The organism is Nonomuraea sp. NPDC050227, from assembly GCF_044459705.1.
Lineage (GTDB): Bacteria > Actinomycetota > Actinomycetes > Streptosporangiales > Streptosporangiaceae > Nonomuraea.
The window spans coordinates 19,455-35,130 of the sequence record NZ_JBITJF010000017.1; the positions used below are offsets into that span (position 1 = coordinate 19,455).

Below are 15,676 nucleotides of genomic sequence, written 5' to 3' on the forward strand. Positions count from 1 at the left end.
CATGGGGTTCTCCTGGCCGCTGCTGCGGCAGCTCACCGGCAAGGACAAGCTCGGCCGGGCCGCCGCGGTGAAGTCGCCGCGCACGGGCGCGCACCCGGCCCGGACGGCCGCCGCCGACCGCGTGGTCAAGTCGGTGTGCCCGTACTGCGCGGTGGGCTGCGCCCAGAACGTCTACGTCCGTGATGAGAAGGTCGTGCACATCGAGGGCGACCCCGACTCCCCGATCAGCCGGGGCCGGCTGTGCCCGAAAGGCGCCTCCAGCCTCCAGCTCACCACCGGCTCCGGACGGCTGAGCAAGGTCCTGTACCGCCCGCCGCACGCCGCCGACTGGCAGGAGCTCGACCTGGAGACCGCCATGGACATGGTGGCCGACCGGATCATCGCCACCCGCCGGGCGACCTGGGGGTGGGAGAACAAGGGCCGCCGGGTGGCCCGCACGATGGGCATCGCCAGCCTGGGCGGCGCGACGCTGGACAACGAGGAGAACTACCTCATCAAGAAGCTGCTCACCGCGCTCGGCGTGGTGCAGATCGAGAACCAGGCGCGGGTGTGCCACAGCTCGACCGTGGTGGGGCTCGGCACGTCGTTCGGGCGCGGCGGGGCCACGACGTTCCTGCAGGACCTGCAGCACTCCGACTGCGTGCTGATCCAGGGGTCGAACTTCGCCGAGGCGCATCCGGTCGGGTTCCAGTGGGTGATGGAGGCCAAGGCCCGCGGCGCGGTGGTCATCCACGTGGATCCGCGCTTCACCCGCACCAGCGCGCTGGCCGACCTGCACGTGCCGATCAGGGCGGGCTCGGACGTGGCCTTCCTCGGCGCGATCGTCAACCACGTGCTGGAGAACGAGCTGTTCTTCCGCGACTACGTCCTGCACTACACCAACGCGGCGACCATCCTGCGCGAGGACTACCGCGACGCCGAGGACCTCGACGGCCTGTTCTCCGGCTTCGACGCCGAGAACCGCTGCTACGAGGACGACACCTGGCAGTACGAGGGCATGCAGACCGTCGCGGCCTCCGGCGAGCGGGACGAGGACTACGACCGCCCGGCGGGCAGCCTCCCGGCCGGCCGCGCCGAGGTGCAGGGCGGCACCGGCGTCCCGCTGAGCGGCGAGCCGCGGCGGGACGAGACGCTGCGGCACCCGCGCTGCGTGCTGCAGGTGCTGCGCCGCCACTTCGCCCGCTACACGCCGGAGATGGTCCAGCAGGTGTGCGGGGTGCCGCCGGAGCTGTTCGCCCAGGTCTGCCGCCACCTGACGGAGAACTCTGGGCCGGAGCGGACCGCCGAGTTCGTCTACGCGGTGGGCTGGACGCAGCACAGCGACGGCGCCCAGTTCATCCGCACCGCCAGCATCCTGCAGCTCCTGCTGGGCAACATCGGCCGCCCCGGCGGCGGCATCCAGTCGCTGCGCGGGCACGCCAGCATCCAGGGCTCCAGCGACATCCCGACGCTGTTCAACCTGCTGCCCGGCTACATCCCGATGCCGCACGCCCACGAGCACGAGAAGATGCGCGACTTCCTGCGCGCCGACGCCTCCTGCCGCGGCTTCTGGGCGAACATGCCCGCCTACCTGGTGAGCCTGCTCAAGGCGTGGTGGGGCCCGGCGGCCACGCGCGACAACGACTTCCGGTTCGACTACCTGCCGCGCCTGACCGGCTCGCACAGCACCTACGACACGGTGCTCGCGCAGCTCGACGGCACCTGCAAGGGCTACCTGCTGCTCGGCGAGAACCCGGCGGTGGGCTCGGCCAACTCCCGGATGCAACGTCTGGGCATGGCCGAGCTCGACTGGCTGGTGGTGCGCGACCTCAACCTGATCGAGAGCGCCACCTGGTGGAAGGACGGCCCCGAGATCGAGACGGGCGAGCTGACCACGTCCAGGATCGGCACCGAGGTGTTCTTCTTCCCCGCCGCGGCCCACACCGAGAAGAGCGGCAGCTTCACCAACACCAACCGCTGGCTGCAGTGGCACCACCGGGCCGTCGAGCCGGCCGGCGACGCGCGCAGCGACCTGTGGTTCATGTACCACCTCGGGCGGATCATCCGGCAGAAGCTGGCCGGTTCCGCCGACCCGATGGACCGGCCCCTGCTCGACCTCACCTGGGACTACCCCGTCGAGGGCGAGACGGCCGAGCCGGTCGCCGAGGCGGTGCTCGCCGAGATCAACGGCTGGGACGCCGAGGGCCGACCGCTCGACGGCTACAGCCAGCTCAAGGACGACGGCTCGACGGTGTGCGGCTGCTGGATCTACTGCGGCGTGTACGCCGGCGGCGTCAACCGGGCCGCCCGCCGCAAACCGGCCGCCGAGCAGGACTGGGTGGCCGCCGAGTGGGCGTGGGCGTGGCCGGCCAACCGGCGGGTGCTCTACAACCGGGCCTCGGCCGCGCCGGACGGCCGTCCGTGGAGCGAGCGCAAGAAGCTCGTCTGGTGGGACGCGGGCGCCGGCCGCTGGACCGGGCTCGACGTGCCGGACTTCGAGGAGCGCAAACCGCCGTCCTACCGGCCCGAGCCGGGGGCGCAGGGACCGGCGGCGTTGTCGGGCATCGACCCGTTCATCATGCAGGCCGACGGCAAGGGCTGGCTGTTCGCCCCCTCGGGCGTGGTGGACGGCCCGCTGCCCAGCCACTACGAGCCCCAGGACTCGCCGGTCGCCAACCCGCTCTACGGGCGGCAGCGCAACCCGGCCCGCAAGCTCTACCGGCACGAGGACAACCGGTACCAGCCGAGCGGGACCGAGCCGGGCGCGTCGGTCTACCCGTACGTGGTGACCACGTACCGGCTGACCGAGCACTTCACGGCGGGGGGCATGAGCCGGCACACGCCGTACCTGGCCGAGCTGCAGCCGGAGATGTTCTGCGAGGTCTCGCCCGAGCTGGCCGCCGAGCGCGGGCTCGTGCACGGCGAGTGGGCCACGATCGTCACCGCGCGCAGCGCCATCGAGGCCCGCGTGCTGGTCACCGACCGGATGGCGCCGCTGCACCTGGACGGCAAGGTCCTGCACCAGATCGGGCTGCCCTTCCACTTCGGCCCCAACGGCCTGGCCACCGGCGACGCGGCCAACGAGCTGTCGGCCATCTCGCTCGACCCCAACTCCCACATCCAGGAGGTCAAGGCCCTGTCGGCGGACATCCGTCCCGGGCGCAGGCCGCGCGGCCCGGCCCTGCCGGAGCTGGTGCTGGCCTACCGGCGGCGGGCGGGCGTGACCGAGCACACCGGAACGGAGGTGTGAGCCGTGGCCTTCGACCTCGACCGGGCGCCGCTCGACGCCGGCTACGACGACCCGCCCAGGCGCATGGGCTTCTTCACCGACACCAGCGTCTGCATCGGGTGCAAGGCGTGCGAGGTGGCCTGCAAGGAGTGGAACGCGGTGCCGGAGGACGGGCTGCTGTTCACCGGCATGTCCTACGACAATTCCGTCGGGCTCGGCGCCGACACCTGGCGGCACGTGGCGTTCGTCGAGCAGCGCAAGCCGCTGGGCCACCAGGAGACCGGCGCCCGTGACCTGGACTTCCGCTGGCTGATGGCCTCCGACGTGTGCAAGCACTGCACGCACGCGGCCTGCCTGGACGTCTGCCCGACCGGGTCGCTGTTCCGCACCGAGTACGGCACGGTCGTCGTCCAGGAGGACGTCTGCAACGGGTGCGGCTACTGCGTGCCCGCCTGCCCGTTCGGGGTGATCGGCCGGCGCGCGGAGACCGGCACGGCCGCCAAGTGCACGATGTGCTACGACCGGCTGGAGGTCGGCCAGGAGCCGGCCTGCGCCAAGACGTGCCCGACGGACTCCATCCAGTTCGGCGAGCTGGACGAGCTGCGCGAGCGCGCCGACCGCCGTCTGGAGCAGGTGCGCGCGGCGGGCGTGTCCTCGGCCCGCCTGTACGGCCACGACCCGGCCGACGGGGTGGGCGGCACCGGCGCCTTCTTCCTGCTGCTGGACGAGCCCCAGGTGTACGGCCTGCCGCCGGACCCCGTGGTGACCACCGCGGACCTGCCGTCGATGTGGCGGCACGCCGGCGCGGCGGCGCTGGTCCTGCTGGCCGGGATGGCCGCCGCGGCGGCCTGGAGGAGGGGCGGATGAGCAACCAGACCGACGTGCGCCTGGACGACGCGCCCGGCCTGCGCACCGAGCGCGAGGCCACGCCCGGCTCGGCGGGCCGCGGCAGCCGCTCGCTGCGGCCGCCCGAGCCGGAGGCGGATTCCTACTACGGCCTGCCGGTGCTGAACAGCACGCCCTGGAGCGACCACGACATCGCCGGTTACCTGTTCCTCGGCGGCCTGGCCGGCGCCTCCTCCACGCTGGCCGCCGCCGCCGAGCTGACCGGACGCCCGGCGCTGGCCCGCGCCGCCAAGGTCGCCGCCCTGGGCGCGGTCGGCGGCTCGCTGTACTCGCTGATCCACGACCTGGGCAAGCCGTCGCGCTTCCTGAACATGTTGCGGGTGTTCAAGGTGACCTCGCCGATGAGCGTCGGCACCTGGATCCTGACCGCGTACGGGCCGCAGGCCGGGCTGGCCGCGCTCACCGGGGTGACCGGGCGGTTCCCCCGGCTGGGCCGGGCGGCCACGGTGGGGGCCGGGCTGACCGGGCCGGCGCTGGCCACCTACACCGCCGCGCTGATCTGCGACACCGCCGTCCCGGCCTGGCACGACGGGTTCAGGGAGATGCCGTTCCTGTTCGCGGGCTCGGCCGCCGCGTCGGCGGGCGGGCTCGGCATGCTGGCCGCGCCGGTCGCGCAGGCGGGCCCGGCCCGGCGTGCGGCGCTGCTGGGGGCGGCCCTGGAGTGCGCGGCGGCCGTCCGCATGGAACGCCGGATGGGCCTGACCGCCGAGCCGCTGCGGCGCAGCCGCCTGCTCAGGACGGGCCAGGCGCTGTCGGTCGCGGGCGCCCTGCTCGGTCAGGGCCTGGGCGCGCGCAGCAGGGTCGCGGCGGTGGCCGCGGGGGCGGCCCTGCTGGCCGGGTCGGTGTGCACCCGGTTCGGGATCTTCCACGCCGGGACGGCCTCGGCGTGCGACCCCCGGTACACCGTCGAGCCGCAACGCCGGCGGCTCGCCAAGTCGAGAGCGGAGCGTGATCTGTCATGAGAAGAGTCGCCGAGTACCTGCCGTTCATGGGCATCGTGCTGGTCGTCTGCACGGCGTCCTGGATCGCGGGCAGGAGCAGGCCGGCCAGGCGGGCCTGACCCCGTCCGGGGATCGGTCGGTGGGGCTTACGCTGTCAGTGGCGGCGGGGGGCATACGATCGGCAGATGACCGAAAAGACCGAAACCGCGCCTGGATGGCTGGCACCCGAAGAGCTGGAGTCGGTGCGCGGCCAGTTGCCGATCCTCTACATCGACGCCGTGCCGGTACGCGTCGACGAGACCGGCGTGGTGACCCGCGTGGGCCTGCTGCTGCGGATCGCGGCGGACGGCACGGTCAGCCGGGCGCTGGTCTCGGGGCGGGTGCTGCTCCACGAGCGCGTCCGCGACGCGCTGCTGCGCCACCTGGAGAAGGACCTCGGGCCGGTGGCCCTTCCGCGCATCCCCGTCTCGCCGCAGCCCTTCACGGTCGCGGAGTACTTCCCGACGCCGGGCGTCACGCCGTACCACGACCCGCGCCAGCACGCGGTGTCGCTGGCCTACATCGTGCCCGTCGCCGGTGACTGCCGGCCCCGGCAGGACGCCCTGGACCTGGTCTGGTTCACCCCGGAGGAGGCGTCCTCGCCGGCCGTGCAGCAGGAGATGACCGGCGGCCAGGGCGTGCTGCTCAAGCAGGCACTCGCCCACGTGGGCCGCCTGGTCTAGCGCCCCGCCTCTCATCGCGCACGCGGTGGCCGTCGAGGCCGCCATGGACGTCCGTGGCGGCCGCCGCTCGCGGGGTGTCCTCGGGGACGCATGCGGCTCAGGGGCGTTCGGCGCCCCCTCGCACCCAGTGGTAGAGCGGGTCGCCGGGGCAGTCGGTGTCGTAGCCGTCCCGGTGGCCCTTGACCTCGTCGCCGGCGTCGCCGTGCTCGCGCAGGTACTCGATGGCGTCGACGAGGGCGTTGAGCAGGTCGTCGTTCGGTTCGGTGAACCCGGTGTTGCCGAGCAGGGCGAGCACGGCGTAGTGGCCGGAGTTGAGCCCCGGGCCGTTGGCGGCGGGCAGGACGTGCGGACCCCGGCCCATGAAGGTGCGCCGGTGCGGGCAGCACACCATGTTGTAGCCGAGGTCGATGTAGGTCTCGCCGCGCCCGCCGGACATGTGCATGCGCTGGATGTCCCTGACCAGGTCGACGCACTTGTCGTGGTTGTCGGCGTCCGGCAGGTCGGAGGGCACCTTCCCGCCGGTGTAGTGGATCTTGACGCCCCTGGTGGACGCCAGCCGGGTGTAACTGGTGGTGGGCTTCTTGGCGTGCCAGTCGGCACGGGTGATCAGCTGCATGTGGTGTCTCTCCTGGTAGACGATGCCTCACCACCAGAATGTCAACCTAAAGTAGCCGTGTCATCACTTTTTGTCACTAGGTTCACGTGCCGCCAAAGAAAGACTTCCATGCTGGTCAGGCCGGTTCACCCCCGCTTGTGCACCGTCCGGTCGTGGACGACCGCATAGGTGTTGCGCAGGGCCGCCATCGACTCGTCGTAACTGGCCGCGGCCACGCCGGTGAACAGACAGTCGACGACCATGAGCTGGGCGATGCGGCTGCCGAGCGCGCCGGAGCGGAACTGGGTCTCGCGGGCGGCCGTCGTCAGCGTCACGTCGGCGGTGGCGGCCAGCGGCGAGTCGCGGAAGTTCGTGATCGCCACCGTGGCCGCGCCCGACCGGCGGGCGATGGCCAGGAACTCGACCGTGTCCACGGTCGCGCCGGTGTGCGAGACCGCGACGGCCACGCAGCCGGCGTCGAGCGTGGCCGCCGACGTCCAGGCCGAGTGGGCGTCGTGCCAGTTGATCGCGGTACGCCCGATGCGCGAGAGCTTCTGCTGCAGGTCGAGGCCGACCAGCGCGCTCGCGCCCACGCCGAAGGTGTCGATCCGGCGCGCGGCCAGCAGCAGGGCGACCGCCCGGCCCAGGGCCCCCATGTCCAGGGAACGGGCCGTGTCGGCGATGGACAGCGTCTCGTTGGTGGCGACCTTGGAGACGATGCCCTCCAGGCTGTCGTGGCGGTCGATGTCGCCCGACACCTCCGGCAGGCTCGACGTGGTCAGCTCCTCCCGGGCGGCGGCCCTGGTCAGGTCGATCCGGAAGTCCTTGAAGTGGGCGTATCCCATGCGCTGGTAGAAGCGCACGACCGAGGTCGTCGAGGTGGCGCAGCGGGCGGCCAGCTCGGCGATGGACAGGTTCGCGGCGGCGGCCGGGTCGCCGGTGAACGTCTCGGCGATGCGCCGCTCCGACGGCCGTAATGCGGGCATGGCCGCACGGATGCGGATCAGCAGGCTTCCGTCGTCCTCGACCATTCGTCATCCATCCCTGTTGAGGAAATTTAGTACACCAGTGGTAGGGTCTGCGTAATTTTATGACCTACTGCCCCTGAGGAGACCACATGCCCCGTGGCGCGCTCTCCGCGATCGGCGCCGCCGCAGTGCTGTCCATCGCCCTGACCTCCTGTTCATCATCTTCCGGGCCCGCGACCAGCACCGGCGCCACGGGCAAGTCCGGCGGCGCCCTGGTCGTCGGCGTGACCTCCGACCCCGACACGCTCTTCCCGTGGAAGGCCACCCAGTTCACGGCCGTGAACGTGTTGCAGAACATCTACGGCACCCTCACCGAGTTCGACAAGGACCTGAACGTCGTGCCGGGCCTGGCCGAGTCGTGGCAGGCGTCCGAGGACGGCAAGAAGCTGACCCTCACCCTGCGCAAGGGCGTGACCTTCGGCGACGGCAGCGCCTTCGACTCCAAGGACGTCAAGGCGTCCCTGGAGAAGATCATGGACGAGAAGACGGCGGCCGTGGCGCGGGCGTCGCTGGCGTCGGTGAAGTCCGTCGAGGCCCCCGACGAGAGCACGGTGGTGCTGGAGCTGACCGGCCCCGACGCCGCGCTCCCGGCGAACCTGGCCACCGTCAACATGGCGATGCTCTCCTCCGACGACACCGAGGAGAAGCTCAACGCCACCCCCAACGGCACCGGCCCGTTCACGCTGGGCAAGCGCGTCCCGAGCCAGTCGCTGACGCTGGCCAGGAACGACAAGTACTGGGGCGCCGAGAAGCCGAAGGTGGGCAGCGTCGAGTTCCGGGTGATCCCGGACGAGTCGTCCATCGTCTCGGCCATGCAGTCGGGCAACGTGCAGCTCGCGGTCTTCAACGACCCGCTGGTCGCCCAGACCGCGCAGGGCGGCGGCACGATCACCGTCACCAAGACGCCGCAGCTCAGCTACCACGCCCTCCAGCTCAACGCCCAGCGCGGCGACCTCAAGGACGTCAACGTGCGCCTGGCGATCCAGTGCGCGATCGACCGCAAGCAGGTGCTCGACACCGCCGCGCTCGGCGAGGGCGAGGTGACCGGGCCGATCACCGCCCCGGCCTTCAAGTCCGACCCGGCCAAGCGTCCCTGCCCGACCCGCGACCTGGCCAAGGCCGCCGAGTACCTCGGCAAGGCGGGCAAGTCCGGCGGCGTGACGGTCAAGGCCATCGTCTCCCAGGGCGAGTACGCCACCTCCGTGAACGAGGCCCAGAACCTCAAGGCGCAGCTCGCCGAAGCCAAGATCACCCTGGACCTGGAGGTGCTGGAGTCCGGCGCGTTCGTGGACCGCTGGGTGGCGGCCGACTTCGACGCGGCCGTCGCGCTCAACGGCGGGCGTCCGGACCCCGACGGCTCCTACGGCCGCTACTTCACCAGCAAGGGCAACCTGAACAAGGTCGCCGGGTACAGCTCGCCGGAGCTGGACAAGCTGTTCGCCGAAGGCAAGGCCACGACCGACCCGGCCGCCCGCAAGGCGATCTACGAGAAGGTCTCGGCCGAGCTGGAGGCCAACGCGCCCTGGATCTGGCTGTTCACCAGCTACACCTACACCGGCACCACCTCCAACGTGTCCGGGTTCGTACCGATGGTCAGCGGGTCGCTGCAGTACCTGCGCACGACGTCCGTCGCCTGATGCGCCGGATCCTCGCAGGCCGGGCCGTCCGGCGCGTGGCCTCGACGATCGGCACCCTGTTCGGGGTGGCCGTGTTCGTCTTCGTCATGCTCCGGGCGATCCCGGGCGACCAGATCACCGCGGGGCTCGGCACGGAGGCGGCTGCCCTCACCCCGGCGCAGCGCGTGGCCCTGGAGCAGTACTACGGGCTGGACCAGTCGCCGGTCACGCAGTTCTTCTCCTGGCTGGGCAACATGCTCACCGGCAACTTCGGCTACTCGGCCCGCTCGCAGCAGGGCGTGCTGGAGATGACGCTGCACTCGCTGCCGGTGACGTTCGAGCTGGCGGTGTTCTCGATCGTGCTGGCGCTGCTGCTGGGCGTGCCGCTCGGCATGTTGTCGGCGTCCAGGACGAACTCGCCGCGGGACGCCTTCGGCCAGGTCGTGAGCCTGGCCGGGCTGTCGGTCCCGGCGTTCCTGCTGGCCACGACGCTGCTGTCGATCTTCGCGGCGTCGTTCGGCTTCAACCCCAACGGCCAGGGCTTCGCCACGCTCGCCGAGGACCCGCTGCTCAACCTGCAGCAGATGTTCCTGCCCGCGCTCGTGCTCGGCTTCGGCATCGCCGCGCCGATCCTGCGCACCACCCGTACGGCGGTGCTGGAGGTGCGCTCGGAGGACTTCGTGCGCACCGCCCGCGCCAAGGGCGTGCCGCCGCGCCGCCTGCAGGTCCGGCACGTGCTGGGCAACGCGCTGGTGCCGATCGTGACGATGACGGGGCTGCAGTTCGGCTACCTGCTCGGCGGCGCGGTCGTGGTCGAGCAGATCTTCTCCGTGCCCGGCGTGGGCCGGCAGGTGCTGCTCGGCATCCAGCAGAAGGAGTATGCGGTCGTGCAGAGCACGGTCCTGGTCATCGCGCTGGCGTTCGTGCTGGTCAACCTGCTGACCGACGGGCTGTACCGGATCATCGACCCGCGGGTGAGGGCGTCGTGACCGCGCTGCGCAGGAGCCCCGCCATGCTGGCGGGCACGATCGTGCTGCTGGTGCTGGCCGTGGTGGCGGCGCTGTCGTACGCCGGGCTGCTCCCCTACGACCCGATCGCCCAGAACCCGCCCGAGCGGTTCCTGTCGCCGTCCGGGACGCACCTGTTCGGCACCGACCAGTTCGGCCGGGACGTCTTCTCCCGGGTGGCGGCCGGGGTCGGCAACTCGGCGCTCATCGCGGTGGTCGCGGTGGCCTTCGCCACCGTGGTCGGCACGCTGGGCGGCCTGGTGTCCGGTTTCTACCGCGGCTTCGCCGACGGCGCCATCGGCGGCGTGACGAACGTGCTGTTCGCGTTCCCGCCGCTGCTGCTCGCGCTCTCGCTGGCCTCGGTGCTGGACCGCAACTGGTTCACGGTCGCCGTCGCCATCGCGATCGTGTACGTCCCCATCTTCATCCGTGTCACGCGCGGCCCCGTGCTCTCCCTGCGGGAGATCGAGTACGTCAAGGCCGCGGTCTCCACCGGCCAGAGCCGCTGGCAGATCATGCTCAGGCACGTGCTGCCCAACATCACCTCGATCATCGTCATCCAGGTGGCGCTGTCGTTGTCGTGGGCGGTGCTGACCGAGGCGTCGCTGAGCTTCCTCGGCCTGGGCACGCCGCCGCCCGCCCCCTCGCTGGGCTCGATGATCTTCGAGGCGCGCAGCCTGGTGTTCGTCGCCCCCTGGACGCTGATCGCGCCGGGCGCGGTCGTCGTGCTGCTGGTGGTGGGCCTGAACCTGCTCGGCGACGGCCTGCGTGACACTCTCGACCCCAGAACCCGAGGCAAGCGGTGAACCTCTCAGAACTGACCACGGAATCGGCCGACCCGCGCTTCGCGGGCATCGACACCATGAGCGTGGCCGAGCTCGCCGCGACCATGAACGCGGCCGACGCCACCGTCCCCGCCGCGGTCGCCGCGGCGCTGCCGCAGATCACCCCGGCCATCGAGGCCGCCGCCGAGCTGGTACGGGCCGGCGGCCGGCTGGTCTACGTGGGCGCGGGCACGCCGGGCCGGCTCGGCGTCCTGGACGCCTCCGAATGCCCGCCCACCTTCAGCACCCCGCCCGAGCAGGTCTTCGCCGTCATCGCCGGCGGCGAGCGGGCGATCGTGCACCCGTGCGAGGGCGCCGAGGACGACGCGGGGGCCGGCGCGGCGGCGATCGACGCGGCCGGCGTCGGGCCGCTGGACACGGTGGTGGGCATCGCCTCCAGCGGGCGCACGCCGTACGTGCTGGGGGCGGTGCGGCGGGCCCGCGAGCGCGGCGCGCTGACCGTCGGCCTGTCCTGCAACCCGGGCACCCCGCTCAGCGCCGAGGCCGAGCACGCGATCGAGGTGCTGGTCGGGCCCGAGGTGGTCAGCGGCTCGACCCGGCTCAAGGCGGGCACGGCGCAGAAGCTCGTGCTCAACATGTTCTCGACCATCGTCATGGTCCGGCTCGGCAAGACGTACGGAAGCCTGATGGTCGACGTCAAGGCCAGCAACGGCAAGCTACGGGAACGGGCGATCAGGATCGTGCGGACGATCGCCGGTGTGGACCGCGAGGAGGCGGAACAGGTGCTCGACCAGCACGGTTTCAACGTCAAGCAGGCGGTGCTCGGCGCCCGGCTCGGGCTCGGGCCGCAGGAGGCGGCGGCGCTGCTGGACCGCAGCGAGGGACGGCTGCGCGTGGCGCTGGGAGAGTCGGCATGAAGATCCTCGGCATGATCTCCGGCACCTCGCACGACGGCATCGACGTGGCCCTGGTCGACTTCGGCCTCGACGGCGACGTGCTGACCGGCCGCGTGCTGCACGCCGCGAGCACCCCCTATCCGGACGAGCTGCGCGCCCGGCTGGTGGCCGCGCTGCCGCCCGCGCCCGTCACGCTGGCCGAGGTGTGCGTGCTCGACACGCTCATCGGCCAGTGCTTCGCCGAGGCCGCCGCGGCCGCGGCCGAGCAGGCCGGTCCGGCCGACCTGATCGTCTCGCACGGCCAGACGGTCTTCCACTGGGTGGAGGGCGCGCACGCGCGCGGCACCCTGCAGATCGGCCAGCCCGCCTGGATCGCCGAGCGCACCGGCGCGCCCGTGCTGTCGGACGTGCGCATCCGCGACATCACCGCGGGCGGGCACGGCGCCCCGCTGGTCTCCGTGCTCGACGACCTGCTGCTCGGCGGCCTGCTGTCGGACGGACACACGGGCGGCACGGGCGGCACGGGCGGCACGGGCGGCACGGGCGGCACGGGCGGCACGGGCGGTGCGGGCGGCGCGGCGGCGCTCAACCTGGGCGGCATCTCCAACATGACCGTCGTGCGCGACGGCGGCCTGAGCGCCTACGACATCGGCCCGGCCAACGCCCTCGTCGACGCCGTGGTGTCCGGTCGCGGCCTGAACCCGCGCGGCTACGACGAGGACGGCCGGATCGCCACCTCCGGCCAGGTGGACGAACGCCTGCTCGACGTGCTGCTCGACGAGCCGTACTACCGGCTGGCCGCGCCGAAGAGCACCGGCAAGGAGCTGTTCCACCTGGCCTACGTCGAGGCGGCGATCGCCAGGGCGGGCCGCGAGCCGTCCGGCCCTGACCTGGTGGCGACGCTGACCGAGCTGACCGTCCGCACGGTGGCGGCCGACGTCGCCGCGGCGGGCGTGGACGTGCTGGTCGTCTCCGGCGGCGGCTGCCGCAACCCGGTCATCATGGACGGCCTGCGCGCCGCCCTGCCCGGCGTGCGGGTGTCGCTGTCCGACGAGCTCGGCGCCCCGGCCGACGACAAGGAGGCCATCGCCTTCGCGCTCATCGGCTGGCTGACCGCCCACGGCCTGCCGGGCACCGTCCCCGGCGGCACGGGCGCGCAGGCCGCCCGGGTGCTCGGCACGCTGACGCCGGGCGCGGGCCCGCTCGTCCTGCCCGCCCCGCTGACCACGCCGCCGCGCTCGCTGGTGCTGCGCCGATGACCCCGGCTCCCGCCGCGCCGCCCGGCCCCGGACCGGTGAGCCCGGAACCCGGTCCGCCCGCGGGCCTGGTCCGGGCGGCCCGCACGCCGTGGTTCGACCTGACCGAGTGCACCGGCCACCGCACCGTGCGCCGGACGGACGGCGGCGCTCTGGCCGGCGAGGCCCCCATGACCCTCGGCACGCACCACGACCTGGCCTCGGTCACCAAGGTCGTCGCCACCACGACGGCCCTGCTCCGCCTGGTCTCCGACCGCCTGGTGGACCTGGACGAGCGGGCGGCCGCGTACCTGCCGGAGGGCTGCCCCGACCAGGTCACCGTGCGGGACCTGCTGCTGCACCGGGCCGGGCTGTGGGAGTGGTGGCCGATGTACCTCGACCCGCGGATGCCCGCCCCGCGCTACGCGCCCGGCCGCGAACGGCACTACTCCGACCTGGGCTTCATCCTGCTCGGCCGGGTGGTCGAGAGCGTCACCGGCACGTCGCTGGACCGGGCGGTGGCCGAGCTGGTCACCGGGCCGCTCGGGCTGGCCGGCACCACGTACGCGCGGCCGGCGGGGCCCGAGGCGGCCATGAGCGCCCTGGACGACCGGGTCGAGATGCGCATGCTCGACACCTCCGAGCCGTACCCGGTGCCCTTCCGCAGCGCGGACTTCGCCGGCTGGCGGCACGAGCCCGTGCTCGGCCAGGTCGCCGACGGCAACGCCTACCACGCCTTCGGCGGCGTGGCGGGCCATGCCGGACTGTTCTCCACCGTCCCGGACCTGCTGCGGTACGCCACCGCCCTGTCCCGCTACGAGGAGCACGACCGGCTGTGGCGGCCCGAGGTCGCCCGCGAGTTCTTCACCCCCGGCCCCGACCCCGGCCAGGCGCTCGGCTTCCGCACCTACCGGCTCGACCTGCGGGAGGAGACCGTCACGGTGCTCGGCCACCCCGGCTACGTCGGGTGCGCCGTCGGGTTCGTCCCCGGCCGGGACGTCGCGATCGCGCTGGCGAGCAACCGCCTGCTGACGACGGCCGCGCCGACGCCCACCGACGCCCTCTGGACCGGCCTGCTGCAGGCCATCACCCACCGATCGAGGACCGCATGACCCCGCTCCTGGAGATCCGCGACCTCTCCGTCGCCTTCCGCACCCGCAAGCAGGACGTCACCGTCGTCAAGAACGTCTCGATGGAGATCCTGCCGGGACAGACCGTGGCCGTGGTCGGCGAGTCGGGCTCGGGCAAGTCCACCACGGCCGCCGCGGTCAACCGGCTGCTGCCCGCGGGCGGCCGCATCACCACCGGCCAGGTGCTGTTCGACGGCCGCGACCTGGCCGGGGTGAGCGAGCGCGAGATGACCGCCGTCCGGGGCGCGGGCATCGGCCTGGTGCCCCAGGACCCGATGTCCAACCTCAACCCGCTCATGCGCATCGGCGACCAGATCGCCGAGGCCCTGGAGGTGCACGGCCTGGCCGCGGGCAGGGCGGCGCGCGGGCGCGTGACCGAGCTGCTGGAGATGGTCGGCATCCCCGAGCCGGAGCGGCGGGCCGGGCAGTACCCGCACGAGTTCTCCGGCGGCATGCGGCAGCGGGCGCTCATCGCCATGGGCCTGGCCTGCCGGCCCAAGCTGCTCATCGCCGACGAGCCGACCTCGGCCCTCGACGTGACCGTGCAGCGGCGCATCCTCGACCAGCTCGGGCAGCTCACCGCCGAGATGGGCACCGCCGTCTTCCTCATCACGCACGACCTGGCGCTGGCCGCCGAGCGGGCCGACGTGGTGGCCGTCATGTACCGGGGCGAGATCGTGGAGACCGGCCCGGCGGCCGAGCTGCTGGCCGACCCGCGGCACGAGTACACCCGGCGGCTGCTGAAGGCCGTGCCGAGCCTGTCGTCGGTGCGGGTGGCCGAGCCCGGCCCCGAGGAGAGCGCCGAGGACCTGGTCGTGGTGGAGGACCTGCGCAAGGTGTTCCCGTTGCGGGGCGGCGCCGGGGAGTTCACGGCGGTGGACGGGGTCTCCTTCACGATCCCGCGCGGCCGTACCGTCTCGGTCGTGGGCGAGTCGGGCTCGGGCAAGTCGACCACCGCGAACCTGCTGCTCGGCCTGGACGGCATCACCTCCGGCCGGATCCTGTTCGACGGCACCGACCTGACCTCGCTCGGCCGCCGGGAGCTGTTCGCCTTCCGCCGCCGGGTGCAGCCGGTCTTCCAGAACCCGTACGCCTCGCTCGACCCCCGCTACACGGTCGAGAAGTCGATCGCCGAGCCGCTGCGCGTGCACCGGGTGGGCACCCCGGCCGAGCGCGCGCGGACCGTCGCCGAGCTGCTGGAGAAGGTGTCGCTGCCGGCGTCGGTGGCCGAGCGGCTGCCGCACGAGCTGTCCGGCGGCCAGCGGCAGCGGGTGGCCATCGCGCGGGCGCTGGCGCTCTCCCCCGAGCTGGTCGTGCTCGACGAGGCCGTCTCCGCGCTGGACGTGCTGGTCCAGGCCCAGATCCTGGAGCTGCTCGCCGAGCTGCAGCGCGACCTCGGGCTCAGTTACCTGTTCATCAGCCACGACCTGGCCGTCGTCCGGATGATCTCGCACCGGGTGCACGTGATGCAGGCGGGCCGGATCGTGGAGAGCGGCACGGCGGCCGAGATCTTCGGCTCGCCGCGCGCCGACTACACCCGCGAGCTGCTCGCCGCCATCCCTGGACGGGCCGCCTGATGGTAAGTTGGAAATCCGGACCTACCTGAG

Annotated in this window: 13 protein-coding genes; 11 read left to right on the top strand and 2 right to left on the bottom strand. The window is 72.7% G+C overall.

The window, feature by feature from the left end; translation table 11 throughout:
- Window position 1: 1 nt before the first annotated feature.
- From fdh to ACIBK9_RS46280, 4 genes are all read left to right on the top strand, one after another.
- Window positions 2–3,229 (top strand): formate dehydrogenase, encoded by a 3,228-nt coding sequence (fdh, locus tag ACIBK9_RS46265; RefSeq protein WP_397165845.1) that lies wholly within the window; start codon window positions 2–4, stop codon window positions 3,227–3,229.
- A gap of 63 nt (window positions 3,230–3,292) precedes the next feature.
- The gene (locus tag ACIBK9_RS46270) at window positions 3,293–4,075 is read left to right on the top strand and encodes a 4Fe-4S dicluster domain-containing protein (protein WP_352364982.1); all 783 of its coding nucleotides are present in this window, start codon (window positions 3,293–3,295) and stop codon (window positions 4,073–4,075) included.
- Complete coding sequence (gene nrfD, locus ACIBK9_RS46275) at window positions 4,072–5,076, top strand: NrfD/PsrC family molybdoenzyme membrane anchor subunit (protein WP_397165407.1); 1,005 nt, start codon at window positions 4,072–4,074, stop codon at window positions 5,074–5,076. Before ACIBK9_RS46270 ends, nrfD begins: the two co-directional genes overlap by 4 nt.
- 164 nt (window positions 5,077–5,240) lie before the next feature.
- Window positions 5,241–5,777, top strand: coding sequence for an NUDIX hydrolase family protein (locus ACIBK9_RS46280; RefSeq protein WP_397165409.1), 537 nt, complete (start codon window positions 5,241–5,243; stop codon window positions 5,775–5,777).
- Between the two features lie 97 nt (window positions 5,778–5,874).
- On the opposite strand, the gene ACIBK9_RS46285 is transcribed toward ACIBK9_RS46280, so the two are convergent.
- Window positions 5,875–6,393 carry a peptidoglycan recognition family protein gene (locus ACIBK9_RS46285; RefSeq protein WP_358285861.1) on the bottom strand — a complete coding sequence of 173 codons (519 nt, stop codon included), beginning with the start codon at window positions 6,391–6,393 and terminating at the stop codon, window positions 5,875–5,877.
- Between the two features lie 125 nt (window positions 6,394–6,518).
- On the bottom strand, window positions 6,519–7,403 hold the full coding sequence (locus tag ACIBK9_RS46290) for a MurR/RpiR family transcriptional regulator (protein ID WP_397165410.1): 885 nt from the start codon (window positions 7,401–7,403) through the stop codon (window positions 6,519–6,521).
- Window positions 7,404–7,489: 86 nt separating this feature from the next.
- Here ACIBK9_RS46290 and ACIBK9_RS46295 point away from each other — a divergent pair, with 86 nt between their 5' ends.
- From ACIBK9_RS46295 to ACIBK9_RS46325, 7 genes are read left to right on the top strand one after another with little or no spacing between them, the layout of a single operon-like run.
- Window positions 7,490–9,037, top strand: coding sequence for an ABC transporter substrate-binding protein (locus tag ACIBK9_RS46295; RefSeq protein ID WP_397165412.1), 1,548 nt, complete (start codon window positions 7,490–7,492; stop codon window positions 9,035–9,037).
- Window positions 9,037–10,005, top strand: coding sequence for an ABC transporter permease (locus ACIBK9_RS46300; RefSeq protein ID WP_352364935.1), 969 nt, complete (start codon window positions 9,037–9,039; stop codon window positions 10,003–10,005). Before ACIBK9_RS46295 ends, ACIBK9_RS46300 begins: the two co-directional genes overlap by 1 nt.
- Window positions 10,002–10,829 carry an ABC transporter permease gene (locus tag ACIBK9_RS46305; RefSeq protein WP_352364933.1) on the top strand — a complete coding sequence of 276 codons (828 nt, stop codon included), beginning with the start codon at window positions 10,002–10,004 and terminating at the stop codon, window positions 10,827–10,829. The genes ACIBK9_RS46300 and ACIBK9_RS46305 overlap by 4 nt, the downstream gene beginning before the upstream one ends.
- The gene (gene murQ / locus ACIBK9_RS46310; protein WP_397165413.1) at window positions 10,826–11,725 is read left to right on the top strand and encodes an N-acetylmuramic acid 6-phosphate etherase; all 900 of its coding nucleotides are present in this window, start codon (window positions 10,826–10,828) and stop codon (window positions 11,723–11,725) included. The genes ACIBK9_RS46305 and murQ overlap by 4 nt, the downstream gene beginning before the upstream one ends.
- Window positions 11,722–12,963 carry an anhydro-N-acetylmuramic acid kinase gene (locus tag ACIBK9_RS46315; protein WP_397165414.1) on the top strand — a complete coding sequence of 414 codons (1,242 nt, stop codon included), beginning with the start codon at window positions 11,722–11,724 and terminating at the stop codon, window positions 12,961–12,963. Before murQ ends, ACIBK9_RS46315 begins: the two co-directional genes overlap by 4 nt.
- The gene (locus ACIBK9_RS46320) at window positions 12,960–14,051 is read left to right on the top strand and encodes a serine hydrolase domain-containing protein (protein ID WP_397165415.1); all 1,092 of its coding nucleotides are present in this window, start codon (window positions 12,960–12,962) and stop codon (window positions 14,049–14,051) included. Before ACIBK9_RS46315 ends, ACIBK9_RS46320 begins: the two co-directional genes overlap by 4 nt.
- Window positions 14,048–15,646, top strand: coding sequence for an ABC transporter ATP-binding protein (locus ACIBK9_RS46325; RefSeq protein ID WP_397165417.1), 1,599 nt, complete (start codon window positions 14,048–14,050; stop codon window positions 15,644–15,646). Before ACIBK9_RS46320 ends, ACIBK9_RS46325 begins: the two co-directional genes overlap by 4 nt.
- The last annotated feature ends 30 nt before the right edge of the window (window positions 15,647–15,676 follow it).

What these genes read in the sequence shown, in the direction of transcription:
- fdh (WP_397165845.1), top strand. Translation starts at nt 2, where the DNA reads ATGGGGTTCTCCTGGCCGCTGCTGCGGCAGCTCACCGGCAAGGACAAG.
- ACIBK9_RS46270 (WP_352364982.1), top strand. Translation starts at nt 3,293, where the DNA reads ATGGGCTTCTTCACCGACACCAGCGTCTGCATCGGGTGCAAGGCGTGC.
- nrfD (WP_397165407.1), top strand. Translation starts at nt 4,072, where the DNA reads ATGAGCAACCAGACCGACGTGCGCCTGGACGACGCGCCCGGCCTGCGC.
- ACIBK9_RS46280 (WP_397165409.1), top strand. Translation starts at nt 5,241, where the DNA reads ATGACCGAAAAGACCGAAACCGCGCCTGGATGGCTGGCACCCGAAGAG.
- ACIBK9_RS46285 (WP_358285861.1), bottom strand. Translation starts at nt 6,393, where the DNA reads ATGCAGCTGATCACCCGTGCCGACTGGCACGCCAAGAAGCCCACCACC.
- ACIBK9_RS46290 (WP_397165410.1), bottom strand. Translation starts at nt 7,403, where the DNA reads ATGGTCGAGGACGACGGAAGCCTGCTGATCCGCATCCGTGCGGCCATG.
- ACIBK9_RS46295 (WP_397165412.1), top strand. Translation starts at nt 7,490, where the DNA reads ATGCCCCGTGGCGCGCTCTCCGCGATCGGCGCCGCCGCAGTGCTGTCC.
- ACIBK9_RS46300 (WP_352364935.1), top strand. Translation starts at nt 9,037, where the DNA reads ATGCGCCGGATCCTCGCAGGCCGGGCCGTCCGGCGCGTGGCCTCGACG.
- ACIBK9_RS46315 (WP_397165414.1), top strand. Translation starts at nt 11,722, where the DNA reads ATGAAGATCCTCGGCATGATCTCCGGCACCTCGCACGACGGCATCGAC.
- ACIBK9_RS46320 (WP_397165415.1), top strand. Translation starts at nt 12,960, where the DNA reads ATGACCCCGGCTCCCGCCGCGCCGCCCGGCCCCGGACCGGTGAGCCCG.
- ACIBK9_RS46325 (WP_397165417.1), top strand. Translation starts at nt 14,048, where the DNA reads ATGACCCCGCTCCTGGAGATCCGCGACCTCTCCGTCGCCTTCCGCACC.